General features: G+C 39.3%; 16 protein-coding genes. 6 read left to right on the plus strand and 10 right to left on the minus strand.

The features are described 5' to 3' along the window. Nucleotides 1-57: 57 nt before the first annotated feature. Nucleotides 58-606, minus strand: a complete 549-nt coding sequence (locus tag AC1TO5_RS11600; RefSeq protein ID WP_482062957.1) for a chromate transporter — start codon at nt 604-606, stop codon at nt 58-60. Nucleotides 607-616: 10 nt separating this feature from the next. Continuing rightward, on the minus strand, nt 617-1,273 hold the full coding sequence (locus tag AC1TO5_RS11605; protein ID WP_482062958.1) for a chromate transporter: 657 nt from the start codon (nt 1,271-1,273) through the stop codon (nt 617-619). A gap of 175 nt (nt 1,274-1,448) precedes the next feature. On the opposite strand from AC1TO5_RS11605, the gene AC1TO5_RS11610 reads away from it, so the two are divergent. Further along, on the plus strand, nt 1,449-2,657 hold the full coding sequence (locus AC1TO5_RS11610; protein WP_482062959.1) for an ROK family protein: 1,209 nt from the start codon (nt 1,449-1,451) through the stop codon (nt 2,655-2,657). 68 nt (nt 2,658-2,725) lie between these two features. Here AC1TO5_RS11610 and fsa read toward each other — a convergent pair whose 3' ends face one another. Genes fsa through zwf form a run of 3 tightly spaced genes read right to left on the minus strand, consistent with a single transcriptional unit; the run spans nt 2,726 to nt 6,934 of the window. Beyond that, complete coding sequence (gene fsa, locus AC1TO5_RS11615; protein WP_482062960.1) at nt 2,726-3,391, minus strand: fructose-6-phosphate aldolase; 666 nt, start codon at nt 3,389-3,391, stop codon at nt 2,726-2,728. 26 nt (nt 3,392-3,417) lie between these two features. Further along, nucleotides 3,418-5,412, minus strand: coding sequence for a transketolase (tkt, locus tag AC1TO5_RS11620; protein ID WP_482062961.1), 1,995 nt, complete (start codon nt 5,410-5,412; stop codon nt 3,418-3,420). Continuing rightward, nucleotides 5,393-6,934, minus strand: coding sequence for a glucose-6-phosphate dehydrogenase (gene zwf, locus AC1TO5_RS11625; protein ID WP_482062962.1), 1,542 nt, complete (start codon nt 6,932-6,934; stop codon nt 5,393-5,395). Before zwf ends, tkt begins: the two co-directional genes overlap by 20 nt. Before the next feature lie 125 nt (nt 6,935-7,059). Here zwf and AC1TO5_RS11630 point away from each other — a divergent pair, with 125 nt between their 5' ends. Continuing rightward, nucleotides 7,060-7,941 (plus strand): LysR family transcriptional regulator, encoded by an 882-nt coding sequence (locus AC1TO5_RS11630; protein ID WP_482062963.1) that lies wholly within the window; start codon nt 7,060-7,062, stop codon nt 7,939-7,941. Nucleotides 7,942-8,017: 76 nt separating this feature from the next. On the opposite strand, the gene AC1TO5_RS11635 is transcribed toward AC1TO5_RS11630, so the two are convergent. Together AC1TO5_RS11635 and AC1TO5_RS11640 are read right to left on the minus strand one after the other, a co-directional pair. Beyond that, the gene (locus AC1TO5_RS11635; RefSeq protein ID WP_482062964.1) at nt 8,018-8,578 is read right to left on the minus strand and encodes a hypothetical protein; all 561 of its coding nucleotides are present in this window, start codon (nt 8,576-8,578) and stop codon (nt 8,018-8,020) included. 79 nt (nt 8,579-8,657) lie between these two features. Beyond that, complete coding sequence (locus tag AC1TO5_RS11640) at nt 8,658-9,692, minus strand: hypothetical protein (protein ID WP_482062965.1); 1,035 nt, start codon at nt 9,690-9,692, stop codon at nt 8,658-8,660. A 217-nt stretch (nt 9,693-9,909) separates the two neighbouring features. Between AC1TO5_RS11640 and AC1TO5_RS11645 the strand changes: the two genes are divergently transcribed. From AC1TO5_RS11645 to AC1TO5_RS11660, 4 genes are all read left to right on the plus strand, one after another. Further along, nucleotides 9,910-10,797: an SMP-30/gluconolactonase/LRE family protein gene (locus AC1TO5_RS11645; protein ID WP_482062966.1), complete on the plus strand. Its 888-nt coding sequence runs from the start codon at nt 9,910-9,912 to the stop codon at nt 10,795-10,797. 120 nt (nt 10,798-10,917) lie between these two features. Then, nucleotides 10,918-11,652: an SDR family oxidoreductase gene (locus AC1TO5_RS11650; RefSeq protein WP_482062967.1), complete on the plus strand. Its 735-nt coding sequence runs from the start codon at nt 10,918-10,920 to the stop codon at nt 11,650-11,652. A gap of 274 nt (nt 11,653-11,926) precedes the next feature. Beyond that, nucleotides 11,927-12,382, plus strand: a complete 456-nt coding sequence (locus tag AC1TO5_RS11655; protein WP_482062968.1) for a DUF5412 family protein — start codon at nt 11,927-11,929, stop codon at nt 12,380-12,382. Nucleotides 12,383-12,567: 185 nt separating this feature from the next. Then, nucleotides 12,568-14,028: an MFS transporter gene (locus AC1TO5_RS11660; RefSeq protein ID WP_482062969.1), complete on the plus strand. Its 1,461-nt coding sequence runs from the start codon at nt 12,568-12,570 to the stop codon at nt 14,026-14,028. 125 nt (nt 14,029-14,153) lie between these two features. On the opposite strand, the gene AC1TO5_RS11665 is transcribed toward AC1TO5_RS11660, so the two are convergent. The 3 genes from AC1TO5_RS11665 to AC1TO5_RS11675 form a co-directional block, all read right to left on the minus strand. Beyond that, nucleotides 14,154-15,029, minus strand: coding sequence for a DMT family transporter (locus AC1TO5_RS11665; RefSeq protein WP_482062970.1), 876 nt, complete (start codon nt 15,027-15,029; stop codon nt 14,154-14,156). A gap of 187 nt (nt 15,030-15,216) precedes the next feature. Beyond that, entirely contained in the window at nt 15,217-15,387 is a 171-nt protein-coding gene (locus AC1TO5_RS11670; RefSeq protein ID WP_482062971.1) for a GyrI-like domain-containing protein, read from the minus strand. A gap of 598 nt (nt 15,388-15,985) precedes the next feature. Further along, a complete protein-coding gene (locus AC1TO5_RS11675) occupies nt 15,986-17,152 on the minus strand; it encodes a trans-sulfuration enzyme family protein (protein ID WP_482062972.1) in 1,167 nt (388 codons plus the stop codon). Nucleotides 17,153-17,190 lie beyond the last annotated feature (38 nt).

The raw sequence follows: 17,190 nt of genomic DNA on the forward strand, positions 1-17,190 counted from the left end.
TCTACTTATTGTACTTCATTGGGATGATTTTCTCGATTCTCCCAGGTCAACCCTTCATTAGCTGTAAAGTGCCACACCAATAAGACCCGAAATACAAATAACATAGACAGGATGCTTCTTAAAATAAACAATTGCTGCAAAGGAGCCGGCAAATATAACGATTTGACTTATTGTATACCACCAATCTGTCGAAATCATCGAGTTATTTCTAATAAATATAATAGCAGAAAATACAATAAAGCCAGTAACGATCGCACGAATACCGTATAAAGCATTGTTCCAATACTTATTATTTTTCATAACCCTATAGAAGATGGCGAGCAATACAACACTAATCAGTGAAGGTAATACGATGCCTATCGTGGCAATAATAGCACCTGGAAGCTCCATATGCATATAACCAATGGAGACCGCCATATTAACAGCAATTGGGCCAGGACTCATACCAGATATTGCAACAACATCTGTAAATTGATCTAGCGTAAGCCATTGATGCCGGGTAACAATCTCTGCCTGCATTAATGGAATCATGGAATATCCGCCACCGAAGGAAACGAGGCCGACAATAAAGAAAGTAATAAATAATTGAATGATATCGTCCATCATGCACCTCAGGTTAGATCATATAGTCACTATAATTGTCTTGTGAAGGCGAGTTAGCTTGTTGATATGGCTTGTGTTCACCTTTCAATGCTTGTAGTAAATAGATGATTATGCCGACCACACCACCAACAGCAATAAGTACAATGGGATGAACCATATGGTTGAAAAAGTACATGGTGATTACGGTCGTAGCAGCTAAAACTATTGTCGGAATATCAACTAGTGCCTCTTTCCCCATCTTCATAGCTGCATAGACAATTAATGCCAATACTGTAGTTCTAATCGACATGAAGGCAGCCTGCACCTTAGGAATATCCTTCATATATATAAATACTATAGAAAATAAAATCATAATAAAAAACGTTGGGATAAGAATACCTAGTAAAGCAATAATCGCACCCAGCCCACCTTTTAAACGGTAACCAATAAAAATAGCCGAGTTAAGAGCGATTGCTCCGGGAGCAGATTGAGCTAAAGAAAAAACATCTGAAATCTCCTTAGCGCTCAACCATTTTTTTTCATCTACTATTTCCTTTTCAATAACAGGAATTAATGCATAACCTCCGCCGAAGGAAACGGGACTAATTTTTAGAAATGTTATGAAAATTTGAAACAACGTACTTTCTACTTCTTTTTCCCAAAAAGAATTAATCCTCTTAGTCTTTTGCATTTTCACTACCCCTTTATGTTACATTCAGGATGTCACTACATACATCATATCACCTTTATCCTATTTTGGGATTAAGAACAGAGCATAAAATGTATATTTTTAATATTTTAGATTTTCGTTATAATGACAATAGGATATAATTCCTATATTAATACTAGTGAATTGAGGTTAGTTTATGGATACGAATCACCCTACTTTAACTAGTGTGAAAAGTAGTATTTTTCATTATATATCACAACGATTAGATAGCTCTAAAGAAGACATTCAACAATCATTAAATCTTTCCAGCTCTACTGCAGGTAGATTAATACAGGAAATGATTGAACATGGCGTTATTATCCAATCAGGCTTTGGGCCTTCTAAAGGTGGTCGTAGACCGCTACTATATAATGTTAATAGTAACTATTGTTATATCGTTGGTATAGAGATCTCTCGCTTTTATGCCACGGTCGGTTTATTTGATTTGACGTTGAATGCCAAATCATTAACAAGATGGAGAATGGATAGCTCCATGAAGCCCAATGTATTTATTGATACTGTTTATCAAACCATTCTTACATACTGCAAGGATCATCAAATTACGAAAAATCATATTATTGGGGTTGGGATTGGCTCGATCGGTCCGCTTGATCGCAATAGTGGAGTTATTATCGACCCTGTTCATTTTCCAGCGGAGGGCTGGAACCGACTAGAGATTACAACTTTAATAGAAAAAATGACAGGATTACCTACCTTTTTAGATAATGGTACAGATTGTGCCGCGATCGGAGAACAATTTTCCTTTCGCAAGCAAAATATTGAAGCAGATCACCTGCTCTATATTAGCGCAGGGGTTGGATTACGTTCGGCGATGATCTCAGGTGGGAGACTTGTGCAAGGTATATATGATCGTGAAGGTGCATTTGGTGAAATGATCATTAAAGCTGGGGATCAACCGATCTTAAAGCAGGCTCGCGCTGGAGCGCTTGAGAACTATGTATCGATTCCCGCATTAGTTGAACAGTATAAAGTACAATATCGATTGGGTAGAACAGGATTTAAGCAAGAAGATCGAAACACTATAGCGGAATCGAATATTGATTTTGATTTCTTAATTAGAGAGCTGAGAAATAACAATGAACTCGTAACCGAATTATTCAATCAATCGGCAGTATATTTGGGTATAGGTATAGCTAATCTCATTAATACTTTTCAGCCAAATAAAGTAATTATTGGTGGGGCGCTTATCTCCGCTTTCAAGCCTTATTCTGATATTGTAGCAAGCATAGCACATAAATATACGTATAATTCATCTGCCTACAAGGTACAGTTTATTGAAGGGATATTGTTAGAAGACGCCGTTGCCACAGGAGCGGCCTTATTAGTTAGAAATAAACTATTTTAATGACAAAAAGGGGCTGTTCCAGCGTCATTTCTCAATGACTTTTGGAACAGCCCCTCCGTTTTACCTTATTACTTCACTGTGTTTTTCCAGTCAGCAGCGAACTTTTCCATCCCTTGATCCGTAAGCGGATGTTTGGAGATTTGCTCGATCACGCTGAATGGAACAGTCGCAATATGAGCACCTGCCATCGCTACACGAGTAACATGGTCTGGGTGACGTACAGATGCCGCAATGATTTGAGCATCTAAGTTATGAATGCGGAATAATTCAGCAACTTTGACAATCAATTGCACGCCATCCTCTGATATATCATCCAATCGGCCTAAAAACGGTGATACATACGTAGCGCCAGCACGAGCAGCCAATAATGCTTGGTTCACTGTGAAGACTAGAGTAACGTTTGTTTTCACGCCTTTTTGCGTCAAGTAACGGCAAGCTTCAAGACCTGCAAGCGTCATTGGTAACTTGATTGTTACATTTGGATCATTGTTATTAATTTTGATTAATTCATTTGCTTGGGATATCATTTCTTCAGCTGTAACAGCATCAGGAGTAACTTCAGCAGAGACAGATTCAACATCAGGTACAGCTTGCAAAATCTCTTCGATACGATCTTCGAATTTAACACCTTCTTTGGCAACAAGCGATGGATTCGTCGTTACTCCAGAGATAATTCCGATTTTATGTGCCTTCTTGATGTCTTCCACGTTTGCTGTGTCAATGAAAAATTTCATAATAAATTACCCCCAATGAATGTTTATTATTTATTCAATAATTGCTGAGCTACAGAAACAACATTGCTTGTTGAGAATCCGAAATATTCCATAACTTCTGTACCAGGACCTGAAGCACCGAAAGTATCAATGGAGATGATACGACCATTAGCTCCTGTATAACGCTCCCAGCCTAGAGAAATACCGGCTTCAATAGCTACACGATTTGTTACTGCAGCAGGCAGAATTGATTCTTTATATGCATCAGATTGAGCATTGAATAACTCTCTGCTTGGCATTGCAACGACACGAACAGATACGTTAGCACCTTCTAGTTCATCTTTAGCACTTACAGCCAGAGATACTTCAGAGCCTGTAGCAATAAGAATAACATCAGGCGTTGCATTTGTTTCAGCTAGCACATAAGCTCCTTTAGCTACATCAGCAATATTTGCTTTTGTTGCTTCATATACAGGTAGATTTTGACGGCTAAGAATTAGCGCAACTGGACCATCCTGTTGTTGTAATGCATAAGCCCAAGCACTCGCTGTTTCGTTTGCATCCGAAGGACGAATAACAGTTAGTCCTGGAATGGTACGAAGTGCTGCTAATTGCTCGATTGGCTCATGCGTAGGACCGTCTTCACCAACTGCAATGGAGTCATGTGTAAATACATACGTTACAGGTAATTTTTGTAGTGCTGCCAAGCGAATAGCTGGACGTAGATAATCGCTAAATACGAAGAACGTACTTACGAATGGCTTCACTCCGCCATGTAATGCCATACCATTTCCTGCTGCACCCATCGCATGCTCACGAACACCGAAGTACACATTACGACCAGCATATGAATCAACTGCAAAGATTGGCTCACCATTAATATCAGTCATTGTAGAGCCTGATAGATCGGCACTACCACCAAATATTGACGGTACAGATTGGATAAAGTGATTAATTGCTTTACCACTTGCAATACGAGTTGAAACCGTTTGAGATGAGTCAAACGTAATAATGTCAGATGGATCGATAACTACTTTACCATCAATAACTTTAGAAAGCTGTTGGCCTAACTCAGCATATTGCGCTGTGTAAGCTGCTAATAGTTCATTCCATTGTTGTTCTTTGACAGCGCCTTGTTGCTTCAGTGCTTCATAATGTGCTTTCACTTCTGCTGGTACTGTGAATTCATCATGATCCCAGCCATATACAGCTTTCGTTGCAATAGCTTCATCTTTACCTAGTGGATTACCGTGAGCTTTGTTCGTACCTTGAACTTTTTTACTACCATAACCGATAATCGTACGAACCTCGATCAATGTCGGTTGTGTTGTATTAGCTTTCGCTTCTTCAATAGCTTTTGTAATAGCTGCAACATCATTACCATCTTCTACTCGCAAATATTGCCATTGTGCTGATTCCGTACGCTTTTGCATATTTTCGCCGAAGGAAAGATTTAGATCTCCATCTAATGAAATATCGTTAGAATCGTATAGCACGATTAATTTATCAAGCTTCATATGACCTGCCATGGACATTGCTTCGTAAGAAATCCCTTCCATCAAGCAACCATCACCAACTAGTGCATAAGTGTAATGATCAACGACTGGGAATTGTTCCTTGTTGAATTTCGCAGCGAGATGAGCTTCAGCCATTGCCATACCAACTGCCATCGCAATACCTTGACCTAGTGGTCCAGTTGTAGCATCTACCCCATCTGTATGACCGAATTCAGGGTGACCTGGAGTTTTACTGTTCATTTTACGGAATTGCTTCAAATCATCGATAGAAACTTCGTAGCCAGATACATGTAATAAGCTGTAAAGTAGCGCTGATCCATGACCTGCTGAAAGTACGAAACGATCGCGGTTGAACCATTTCGAATGACCAGGATTGTGATTCATTTGCTTGGCCCAAAGCGCGTACGCCATTGGTGCAGCTCCCATCGGAAGACCTGGGTGACCTGAGTTTGCAGCGTTAATCGCGTCGATAGATAAAGTACGAATAGTGTCGATAGATAGTTGATCAATGGTTTGTGTAGACATATTGTTCTCCTTTTGTTTCTTCTATTTTTGGTTCAGTACTTATTATAGGTTCAGCTTCGGAATCTAACCACCAGTGATTGCCGTCTCTAGCTAGTAGCTCGTCGGACTCGACTGGACCGTTAGAACCCGCTGAATAAAACGTAAGTGGTACAAGATTTTCTTGGAATGCATTCAAAATAGGTTGAACCCATTTCCAAGACAATTCAACTTCATCCCAATGAGCAAAAAATGTAGCGTCGCCGTGGAAAGCATCGTGAATCAAATTCTCATAAGCTTCCGGGACATCGTCACTGCTCGAATGGAAATCAATATGAATCGGTGTGAATTGCTCTTTGTTTTGCGGATCTCTGGAATTCAACTGGAATGTAATTCCTTCATTCGGGCTAATTTCAAAAATTAACAAATTGGCAACTTGTTTCTCTTTTGTGGCTGTTGTACTTTGTTGCAATGCTTCCTTAAATTCAATGACGATCCGAGTGATTTTTTCATTCATCCGTTTGCCTGTTCTAATATAGAAAGGAACGCCACGCCAGAATGAATCATCAATTTCAAGTCTTGCAGCAATAAACGTATCATTCATTGATGTCGCAGCAATACCCGGTTCAGCAGTATAACCAACGACTGGTGCGCCCGCAATCGAACCTTCCGTATATTGACCACGAATCACATGAGATTTGACATTCTCTTTGTACAAAGGCTCTAGCGACTCCATAATCGTCTTCTTCTTAAAGCGCACGACTTCTGAAGTACTGTTCTGCGGAAGATGTAATGTTAACATCATTAATATTTGCAGCATATGGTTTTGGAACATATCTCTTATGGCACCGACATGATCGTAGTAGCCTGCCCGTTCTTCCACACCAACCGTTTCACTGGCTGTAATCTGTACGTTAGAAATATAGCGATTGGACCATAGCGCTTGCAGCACTGGATTCGTCTGCTGCAAAACTTCAAGCTTCTGAATCATTGGCTTACCTAGATAGTGGTCAATTCGATAAATTTCATTCTCGGCAAATGAAGCGCTTAGCTGCTTGTTCAAATGCTGAGCAGATTGCAAATCATGACCAAAAGGCTTTTCAATCAATAGACGTTTCCAACCTTTTGTTGCTCCAAGTCCACTCTCTTTAATGTTAGAGGCAATGGTCTCGAAAAACTCAGGCCCAACAGAAAGATAGAACATTCGGTTAGGCGAGCTGCCCATGCTAATTTCCTGCTGCTCGATAAGCTGCAATAGCTTTGTATAGTCTTCTGTATGACCGATATCTAACGCAGAATAGCGGAATGCTTGCAAGAAGCTATTCATCACTGCATCGTCATTCACTTCACGCCGCGAAAAATCACGTACTGATTTCTCTACACTTGCTTGAAATACTTCATCTGAAAATTCTCTTCGCCCAAGTCCTACAACCGCGAACGATTGTGGTAACTTCTGATCGATATATAAATTATATAAGGCAGGGTAGATTTTTCTTTTCGCTAAATCGCCTGTTGCTCCAAACAATACAAACGTTGTTGCTTCCATAATTATCTTTCCTTCCAAACGTTATCTATGAAATGCATTGTCTACTAGCTTCTCTCTATTTGTTCAATTATAATACAAATAACACCTATACAAGTAATCAATATATCGGACAGGAGCTATAGACCATGTCTATGACCAATTATGAGCTGTATAAAGTTTTCTACTGGGCTGCGAAAACAGGTAGCTTTACTAAAGCTGGTAAGCTGCTATATATTACACAACCTAGCGTTAGTCATGCAATCAAACAGCTTGAAGATAGCTTTGGGATGACTTTGTTTTATCGAACTTCTAAAGGGGTTACGCTGACTTCAGAAGGTAGCGTCCTTTATTCTTATATTGAACAATCTCAAATTCTAATTACATTAGCAGAAGAAAAATTAGCTGCACTGAAAAATTTGGAGAGTGGAGAATTAAGAATTGGCGGAAGTGATTCTTTGTTCAAACATTATCTACTCGCTTATTTAGAACAATTCCACCGTGATCACCCTGCTATTAAGCTCCATTTGATTCATGGAACGACACCAGAAATTATTGCATTTCTGAAAGAAGGAAAAATCGACTTAGGCGTTGTCCGCATGCCAATCGTCGATCCACAGCTGGAGCTTAAGGAAGGGATTCAGCTACAGGATTGCTTTGTGGCGGGTGCTAGTTATGCTGAGCTTAAGGATGTCGTACTTTCACTAGATAAGCTTATTCAATACCCGCTTATTCTATTTTCACGAAATAGTCGGGCACGAATGGCGATTACCGAATTAATGCAAGGGTACGGCTATGAGCTCAAACCAGCGATCGAAGTGGGAAGTGTCGATCTCTTAATCGAGTTTGCCCGTAAAGGAATTGGCATATCTTATGTAACGAGGGAATTCGTTTCGAAGGAGCTAGAAGATGGATCACTATTTGAGATACAATTAGATGTGCACCTACCTCCATCTCAAGTAGGCTTAATGATTATGCGTAATCTGCCACTTTCGAGTGCAGCAAGTGTTTTTATTGAGCTTATCAAGTAACTATCATTCACAAAAAAATGCTCCATAGACAGTAAATACGATGTCCATGGAGCTACTCGTAACAAAATATTCAAGCCTATGTCGATTCTGGTTCTCCAGCTTCAGATGTGTTATCTTCTGCTTGTACTGGTGGTCCTGCATCTGTAGTTATCTGTTCAGAATTTTCCTCTTCATCCTCTAATACACTTTTCCAATCTTCTGGGTCTTCCTTAACCATGCGCATATTGATCGCCATCGAAAATAGATCAGGATCATTTTCTGCAAGGAATTGTACATCACTTGAAGGCACGTTATCACCCTGAACGATACGCATCGCAATCGCAATACATTTCGCCATCGTTTTAAAGCTATCTGCCGCTCCGTCGCCCGCTTCCTTTGCTTGTTTTAACCCCTGCACTAACTCAGCGTATGCCTCCATACTATCTTTTGGCTGCTTATCGTTATCTGCTATCTTTCCATTATTCCAAATATCTCTAGCTGCGTCAGAAATAATTAGCGTCGCCGCCTCTTCACTGCCTAATCCACTTTCCTTGCTCGCTGCTTGACTTTTCCCTGTTTCCTTTGCTGTATACTTATTTTTAACGACATTAACCATGTCTAGCTTCGTATGCTTCTCTGTTGAATTTGCGATCCACATAGTTTCACCTCATCATATTAGTTTCGCATTTGTAATATTCCAATTGATACCAATGTTATCGGCTAATCTCGGAAAAAATTTACAGCGGCAATGTAAGACCAATAAACACCACTTTATTATCTTCAAAATAAAGATGGAATTTCAAATAGTCGCCGATAATGTAGCTCCATTTAGATTCGCGTTCCAAATTCGATTTGCCGAGTGTTGTCAGCACCTCTTCTTTCGTTAGTCCAATCTTAATGCCATCCTTTGTTGCTACGCTATCTGATGTAAACAAAACTTCACGCTGTGATACGATTGCAATATCTTCGTAATATCTAATGCTAGAAACTGTATACGTTCCATCATCATAATAGTTAGCGATATTAACATTGTGAGCAGTCTCCATTAAATACTTATTCCACCCATGGAAATCCATATTATCGATCTTTAATTGATCAAAATCATATCGAAAGCTTTCATCGACTCTGGCTTCACTTTCTCTAGACTCTTCCCCCGCAACAGCGTAAATTCGATCTATCATCGCTAATTGTGAATCTTGCCTGAACTGTCCATACATCAGCTTTGCCACTTCATCACTAGCATAGTACAGTTCCTCACCTAGCTGGAACGTATTTTGGGTAATGTTGTACGGGACGGCAATCACTTTATCGGCGCTATTAATATGGATCATAATATTATCATCTAATATCGTTTGATCCTCTGCCTTAGCAATTGCTAAATCCAGCCGATACAAGTATTGGAGGATGACATACTCTCTATTTCTAGGTAAGGTGAACGGTTGATCATTTCCATACTGTACAGTAATTGACTCAATCTTCTCTGAATCATAAGATGGGTCATCCTTAAGTGGACCTGTTAAATATTGCGCTGCAAACTCATCTGCTGGCGTCGGTGTAGTAGTGTCAGCTACCTCCGTTGGCCCGTTAGTAGCATCTTCGTCCAACTGCTCATTATTATCAGTAAGAACAACTGTCGGTGTTGCTCCAAGCTCAGCTTCATCGCTCACTAATTTACTCTGATCATTTTGTATGACGATCCACACTATGCAACCACATAAAACAATAGAAATCGCAAGCATCCACCAAAATTTATTACTTCTAAATAATTGCAAAACTATCCCTCCTACATCTTTCAAATGATTACCCAGCAATTCAAAGCTGCTTCGAAAGCCAAACCTATTGCAGAATACATAAATTAGACGATGCAGCATTTGTTTTTGTTCCAATAATTTGAAATAAACATAAAACGTGGTTGGTATTGTATGTTCATTCAATCTATTGCACAATTGGATGTACATATAACTTTATAATTGAAATGAGGGGTTATTAATGAGCACGTCGACGAATGTTGCTTTAGTATGCGATGCGAAGGCATCACTTGGAGAAGGACCTGTTTGGAATACAGCAACGAACCAGCTATATTGGCTTGATATTTTAGGACATCGCTTACATATCCATCATCCCGATCAGCCGCAGGATGATGAAATGATTACGATCGAGCCCTATATCAGTTCTCTTGCTCCAAGACAATCAGGCGGTATCGTATTAACGCTACAGGATGGTTTCTATAGCTATGATCTAGCAACAAAAAAATTAACGCTTCTAGCTGAAGTGGAAGCTAATTTAACAGATAATCGATTCAATGATGGTAAATGTGACCCTAGAGGTCGTTATCTAGCAGGTACGATGTCTCTGTCTAATCAACAAGCCAAAGGTTCACTTTATAGTATGAATAGCGCACACAATGTTGAGACGCTGCTAACAGATGTCAGCATCTCCAATGGACTAGCTTGGTCTGCCGAAGGCAATACAATGTACTTTATCGATACACCAACGAGAAAAGTAGTTGCGTTTGACTATAATCTAGATACTGGGCATATAAGTAATCGACGAGTTGTCGTAGATATCGGAGATCAGCCTGGCTCTCCCGACGGTATGACTATCGATGCTGAAGGAATGCTATGGGTTGCACATTGGGGTGGCTGGTGCGTGACAAGATGGAATCCTCTGAACGGACAATTACTGCAATCTGTTGCTGTTCCCGCTTCCCAAGTTACTTCTTGCGCATTTGGCGGAACTGAACTGGACACTTTATATATTACTACCGCTCGTGTTGGGCTTAGTGAGGAAGAACTGATAAAACAACCAAATGCTGGTGGGCTATTCAGTATAAAGCTCGGTATTAAAGGTACATCGTCTACTATGTTTGTAGGTTAAAGCGTATCCTATCTCGGAATGGCTCCTGTCGCGTTAAGTTGAATCCTCGGAAAATTAACATAGGTTAATGAAAAAAACTCCTCTATCCTCTACATTTGAGTAGAGAAAGGGGAGATTTTTTTGAAGCTTACAGGTCATACTATTTTAATAACCGGTGGTGCCTCTGGCATTGGGCGAGCGTTAACAGAACAATTTATTCAATATAATAACGAGCTTATCGTAGTCGGCAGAGATGAACATAAGTTGATTCAATTACAATTACAATATCCGAGCATCACGACTTATGTTTGTAATGTTGGAATAGAGGCGGATTTGCAGTTGCTCATCGACCAACTGCAACACAACCATCCTAAGCTCAATATTATTATTAACAATGCAGGTATCCAATATAATTATGCTGCTATAGATGGTACTCATACTTCCCAGCAAGTGGACGAAGAAATAGCTATTAATTTGAATGCTCCCATTAAACTAACCTCGCAGCTACTTCCGCTACTTGCTTCGCAGAGTGAAGCCGCAGTCGTTAATATAACCTCCGGATTAGCGCTCGTCCCGAAAAAATCCGCCCCCATATACTGCGCAACGAAGGCAGGACTGCATATCTTCACTAAAGCATTGCGTTATCAGCTAGAACATACGAATATAAAAGTATTTGAGATTATTCCACCTGTTGTCGATACCAATATGACAAAAGGCAGAGAATCTAACAAAATTTCACCAGATCAGCTTGCAGCTCAATTCCTTACATTTTTCAAGAAAGATCGATTGGAAATTCCGATTGGCAAAGTGAAATGGCTAATAATAATTAATCGTATTTCCCCTGCACTTGCAGAACGTATCTTGAAGCACAGTTAGTTATTGTTACATTATGCCGTGTCTAACAAAACTCTTATTCCACTAGAAGAAGCTCAACAACCCTTTGTTAATTTTTTTTGGGTTGTTGAGAAGTAATATTGTCAAAATAAGCTGCTTTAGAATCGAGATAAAATAGTTCTGAATTTTGATTTTTGTAAAAGGAACATACCGACAATTTCGGTTTAACCATCATGCGCTCTTTCTATCATTTTTTCATGAATCTATATTATTATTAAGCTAAGAATTCAAATTTTCCTGAAAGGTGATGGTATAAATGAAAAAGACAGTTGTTGTTATTTTCATCGGATTAGTTTTTATTTTCTCATTTCTAGTTTATAAAAATCTTAGCTACGAGTTTAATTTTGATAAAGGAATTAAAGATACCGAGTTGGTCTCACCTTCTGGAGACTATACTGCCCAGGTATATTTTCATTATTACGGTGGAGCTGCTGGTGGTGTAAATGTTTATGTAAACATTATTTCTCACACTGAAAACAATGTTGAGAGTACCGTATATTATAGTGATGCAAAATCAAAATTCAGTATCGATTGGACAGAGAACAACAAGCTATATGTTAAAAATGTAAGCGGAGATGAGGATCGAAGTATAATACTGACTATTGGTAAAGATATCTACGATGAGACCGGAAAAGCATGTTCCAAATATAAGATCAGTAAGAAGTATTCTTGTTACAGTAAAAAATCTAATAACATTCCTATGATTAATTAGACGAATAGAGTCTACGCTCCCATATTCCTTCATTGAACTAGTACGTTACAGATTGATATCGTTCATCATAAGTTCAAATTATGTTCAGAGTATGTTCTTAAAGATCTGCAATCTTCTCTATTCTACAGCCATCATCCAATGTTAGAATAGAAGTTGTAGTTTAATATATATTAGGAGCATATCAAGTGAAAGTACATCCGATTTACTTTTTACGTATAACTGGTCTGCTAGACGGTATTTCATTACTTATATTATTAGGTATCGCTATGCCCTTGAAATACATTTGGGGAATAGACCAAGCAGTGACGATTATGGGCAGTATTCACGGTGGGATTTTTGTATTATATTTACTAGCTATTTTACTGACTGTCATTCGAGTGCAGTGGAGCTTGCTTTGGCCTGCTGCTGCAATGGTGGCAGCCTTTATACCATTCGCTAACTTTATACTGGAATGGAAGCTCAAACAAGCACAAGTAAAATATAGTGTAAAGCCATTCAACTATGCGTTAATCGTCTATAGTATTGTATTCTTTTCTTTTATTGATTTGTTCGCCCAGCTTCCCGTCATGAGTACCTTTGCTGCCTCGGTTGGCGCTAGTACGTTTCTTGTCGGATTTATCGTAGGGCTATACTCTTTGACCAATACATTCGGAAATATTTTATCTGGAGTTTTGACCGATAAAGTTGGTCCCTTCAAAATAATGATGATTGGTTTGCTCTTAACAAGCATTGCTTTACTGCTTTATCAATTCGTCGATTCGCCTGCATTATTAATTATTGTACGAATTATTCATGGCTTTGTCGCTGGTCTCATTGTTCCTGCTGCGTTCACTTTCTCGGCCAATACTGCGATCAATGGACAACAAGGAAAAAAAGTAGCCTTTACCGGTACATTTGTCGGACTAGCTGCCATCATCGGTCCAGCTTTCAGTGGTATAGTAGCAAGCAAAAAATCCGTTCCGTTCGTGTTTACATGCGTAGCTATACTAGGCCTTTTACTAGCGATACTATCAATTATTTTTCTTCGGAATTATAAATTAACTAAAAAAGATAAAGCTGAGACTAGTGTGCAGGTATCTGGCTCAATGTTCAATGCAGGAGTATTAAAAGCTTATTTAGGAGCTTTTTTCTTAATGTTCTCACAAGGCGTAATCGCTTATTTACTTCCATTACATGTGCAAACACTCGGATATGATTCAAGATTAAGTGGTACATTGCTGAGTACATTCGGAATTATTGCTGTACTAATCTTTGTACTGCCGACTAATCGAATTTTCGATCGGATTGCCCCATCTATTACGATGGCAATTGGAATTTGCCTTATGGGGGTAAGTCAGCTACTTATTAGCCAATCAACGACGACGCTAGCACTTCATGGCGTATTAGCTCTATATGGCATAGGCTTTGCGTTATTGTTCCCATCTATTAATACGATGCTCATTAAAGCTACCCCAGCGGAGCTTCGCGGAAAAGCTTACGGCTATTTCTATGCCGCTTTCTCACTAGGTGTTGTTGCTGGCTCTTCCGTATTAGGCTGGCTGCCTTTATCTATAATCGAAGGTTTTATATTTACCGGAATTTTACTACTACTATTTGCTGCATATATCATCGTTAATAAGAAAAAGGATATTGCGTTGAATTATTAAGTCTTTACAAAATGAAGGGATATGTACAAAGTCGCTACTTAGACTTTATATATATCCCTTTGTATTATAATAGAGCTCGTTGCTTCATATTCGATGCTGATCAAGCTTCCCGCGTTGCTTCAATATTAGCCGAAGTGCTTTTTTCGCTGATACGTAGATAACACAACTCCGCTAATAATGAACAAGGAGCCTAATATTTCTACTCCAGCGATTGGTTTATACAATAAGATCAATCCCATAATCATTGCTACAAAAGGCTCTAAATTAGATAGCATCGAAGCTTTCGAGGCATCAACATGTCGTATATTGTTATTCCAAATAAGTGCTGCTATACCGTGTACAACTATGGCTGTTCCGATTAGCAGAGCCCAATCATAACTATCAGTACTCATTCGTATAGGAGTATCCAGTAAAAATACAAATGGTATAGAGACAATAAATCCTACTACATTCGAATATAAAGTAATCGTTAATGGATCCACTCTTTGCGACAGTACTCTCGTTATAACAATCATAATTGCAAAAGTTACCATCGTTACAACAATCCACAGTAACCCTTTATCCAAATGCACAGAAGATAAGCTACCTTTTGCTACAACAAAATAAATACCTAGAATAGCAACAATGGAGCCTAGCAGCATTCGTATCGTAAGTTTTTCTTTCAAGAAAACGGCTGCCAAAAAGCCTGTTAAAATAGGTGTCGTTGCTAATATTAACGCCGATGTTGTCGGATCAGCAGTTTGTAAACCAGCAAAAAAGGACCATTGATTGATAAACACACCGATAACACCTAATAATAAAATTGAAAGTAAGTCTTTTTTATTGACTCGTCGGAAACCTTTCTTATAAGACGATAATCCAATTAAAAATATGACAATAAATAAAAGTCTTAACGATGTTAACAAAGATGGAGAGAAATCTTCTACTAAAATCTTTCCAAACACGAAATTACTTCCCCATATGATTACGCATAACGTTAGCCATAAATAAGCTCTAAACATCAACATTTCCCTCCTTAAAATATAGTTGTATTTCTCTATCAGCTGCAAAACCACAAAAAAGACCGCCCCTTGCTCCAAGGTACGCGGTCTGTATTCGATCATATTACGAAAGCTCTTTACTTCGAAATATTTGAACGCCTAGTGCTAAGCTGAGGTTCAGCAACTATCTACTTTTCCTTGTATCTCATTATAACTTCATGTCATCATACATGCAAAGGATCCGGTCAATTGTACCTTCAGCAAAGGCTCTATTCCATATTTCAGGGATCTCTTTAAGATTTTCTCCATTTTCAGTAGTAACAATGGCTTCAACTCCAAAAATAGAAAATGCTTCTTTCTCAACAATTTTATAATTCATTTCATCAGCTCCCTTAATCGAAACTTGAAAGGATATACGAGGATATGTAAAAAAAACAGACGAGTACCAGATTTTCACCTCTTAATAATCGCTTATACACTTCTCTTAGCGCATTAATTTTGACAACAGATTGCAGCTCCAACAAAAATTTTTCCTCATATTGTGGCCACCACTCAGGGCCAGGCTTTCTTTGCCGTTGTTCAATAGACTCATGAAAAAGAGTAGCTGATGGGATAGCTCTCGTACCCGTGTAGTTCCAGTCGTTTTCAAGCAGCATTCGATGTTACCTATATCACCTCGCTATCAAAGTCTGCTTGTTGCGAACCGATCCGCGAAACTAGCGGACCGTACAAACGTTATTCCTTCGATTTCCGCTTATATCAAGTTTTCGCGGACATAGTCGTCCTTATTCGCTCGTTCATTAGTGAATTTTCAACCCTATACTATCAATAGCTCATCGTATGTCCGCCTACATCTCAAAATGCTCGTTTTGAGCTAATTAGCGTACCATATGTCCGTCCCTCATCTAACAAAAAAGTTAAATAGGGGAAGCCTTCAGCTCCCCCCAGAAACTTATACTTTGAGACTTCCTCCTCCATCACCCAAATTTGTCATGCCTCATATTCAGCGGAAAGAATTGATGAATACTGCTCAAATCTTCGATCAAATCAACCGGATCCTCTAGCCCGATATTCAATCGAATTAAGGTAACTGGATTATCTTGCAACGTATCTGGAACTAAGCCGACGACTAGAACGAGACTTTCGTAACCCCCAAAGCTAAGTCCTATTCTAAAATAACGAAGCTGATCAACCCAAGCTTTAGCTTGTTCCAGCGTACCCTTCAACTCAATGGACATTAAGCTGCCGCTGCCACTCATTTGCGAACTGGCTAACTCATGCTGGGGATGCGTAGACAGACCTGGGAAATTAACTTTGCGAATACAAGGAATCGTATCGATGTATTCCGCTATTGCATTCGCTGACTTACTCAATCGCTCCATCCGTAATGGAAGAGTTCTCATTCCCCGCAGCATCAATGAAGCGGTATGTGGTGTCATTATTCCTCCCAAAAGCTGATGGTCAATGCGACTTAAGTTATCAATTAGCTCTGCCGACCCTATAATAGCACCACCAAGAACATCGCTGTGGCCACCAACATATTTCGTCAACGAGTGAACAACTAGATCAATACCCATTGGGAGCGGATTTTGATAGCAAGGTGATGCCCATGTATTATCGATAATCGTTGTAATATTACGTGCTCTTGCCAATCGTACACATTCAGTCAGATCCTGTAGCTGAAAATAATAACTAGTCGGACTCTCTAGATAGATTAAAGTTGTATTGTCACGAATAGCTTCCTTTATTGTATCTACAGACGTGCCATCTACATAAGTGACTTCCACACCGTACCGAGCTAAAAAAAACTCTAGAAACTCTCTAGTGCCAAAATACACCTGATCGATGCAAATGACATGATCACCAGCCCGTACAGTAGATAATATAGCTGCCGATATCGCAGCCATACCAGAAGCAAAGCACTGAGCTTTCTCTCCCTTTTCCAGTACAGCTAATCTTTTTTCTAATTCTTGAACCGTTGGATTTCCCATTCGACTATACTTGAATGCTCCTGGCTCATCACTCCTAGCAAAGGAGAATAAGGTGTTCTGATAAATTGGGAAGGTTATTGCTCCTTGATGCCGCTCATCATGTTCATCGTGGGCAACAAACGTATATGGTAGCTGGCTCTTCTGTGAGTACATTCGAATGTCCCCTCTCAGGTCAATTTATGAAGTAGTTT

Source organism: Paenibacillus sp. Y930, assembly GCF_056786375.1.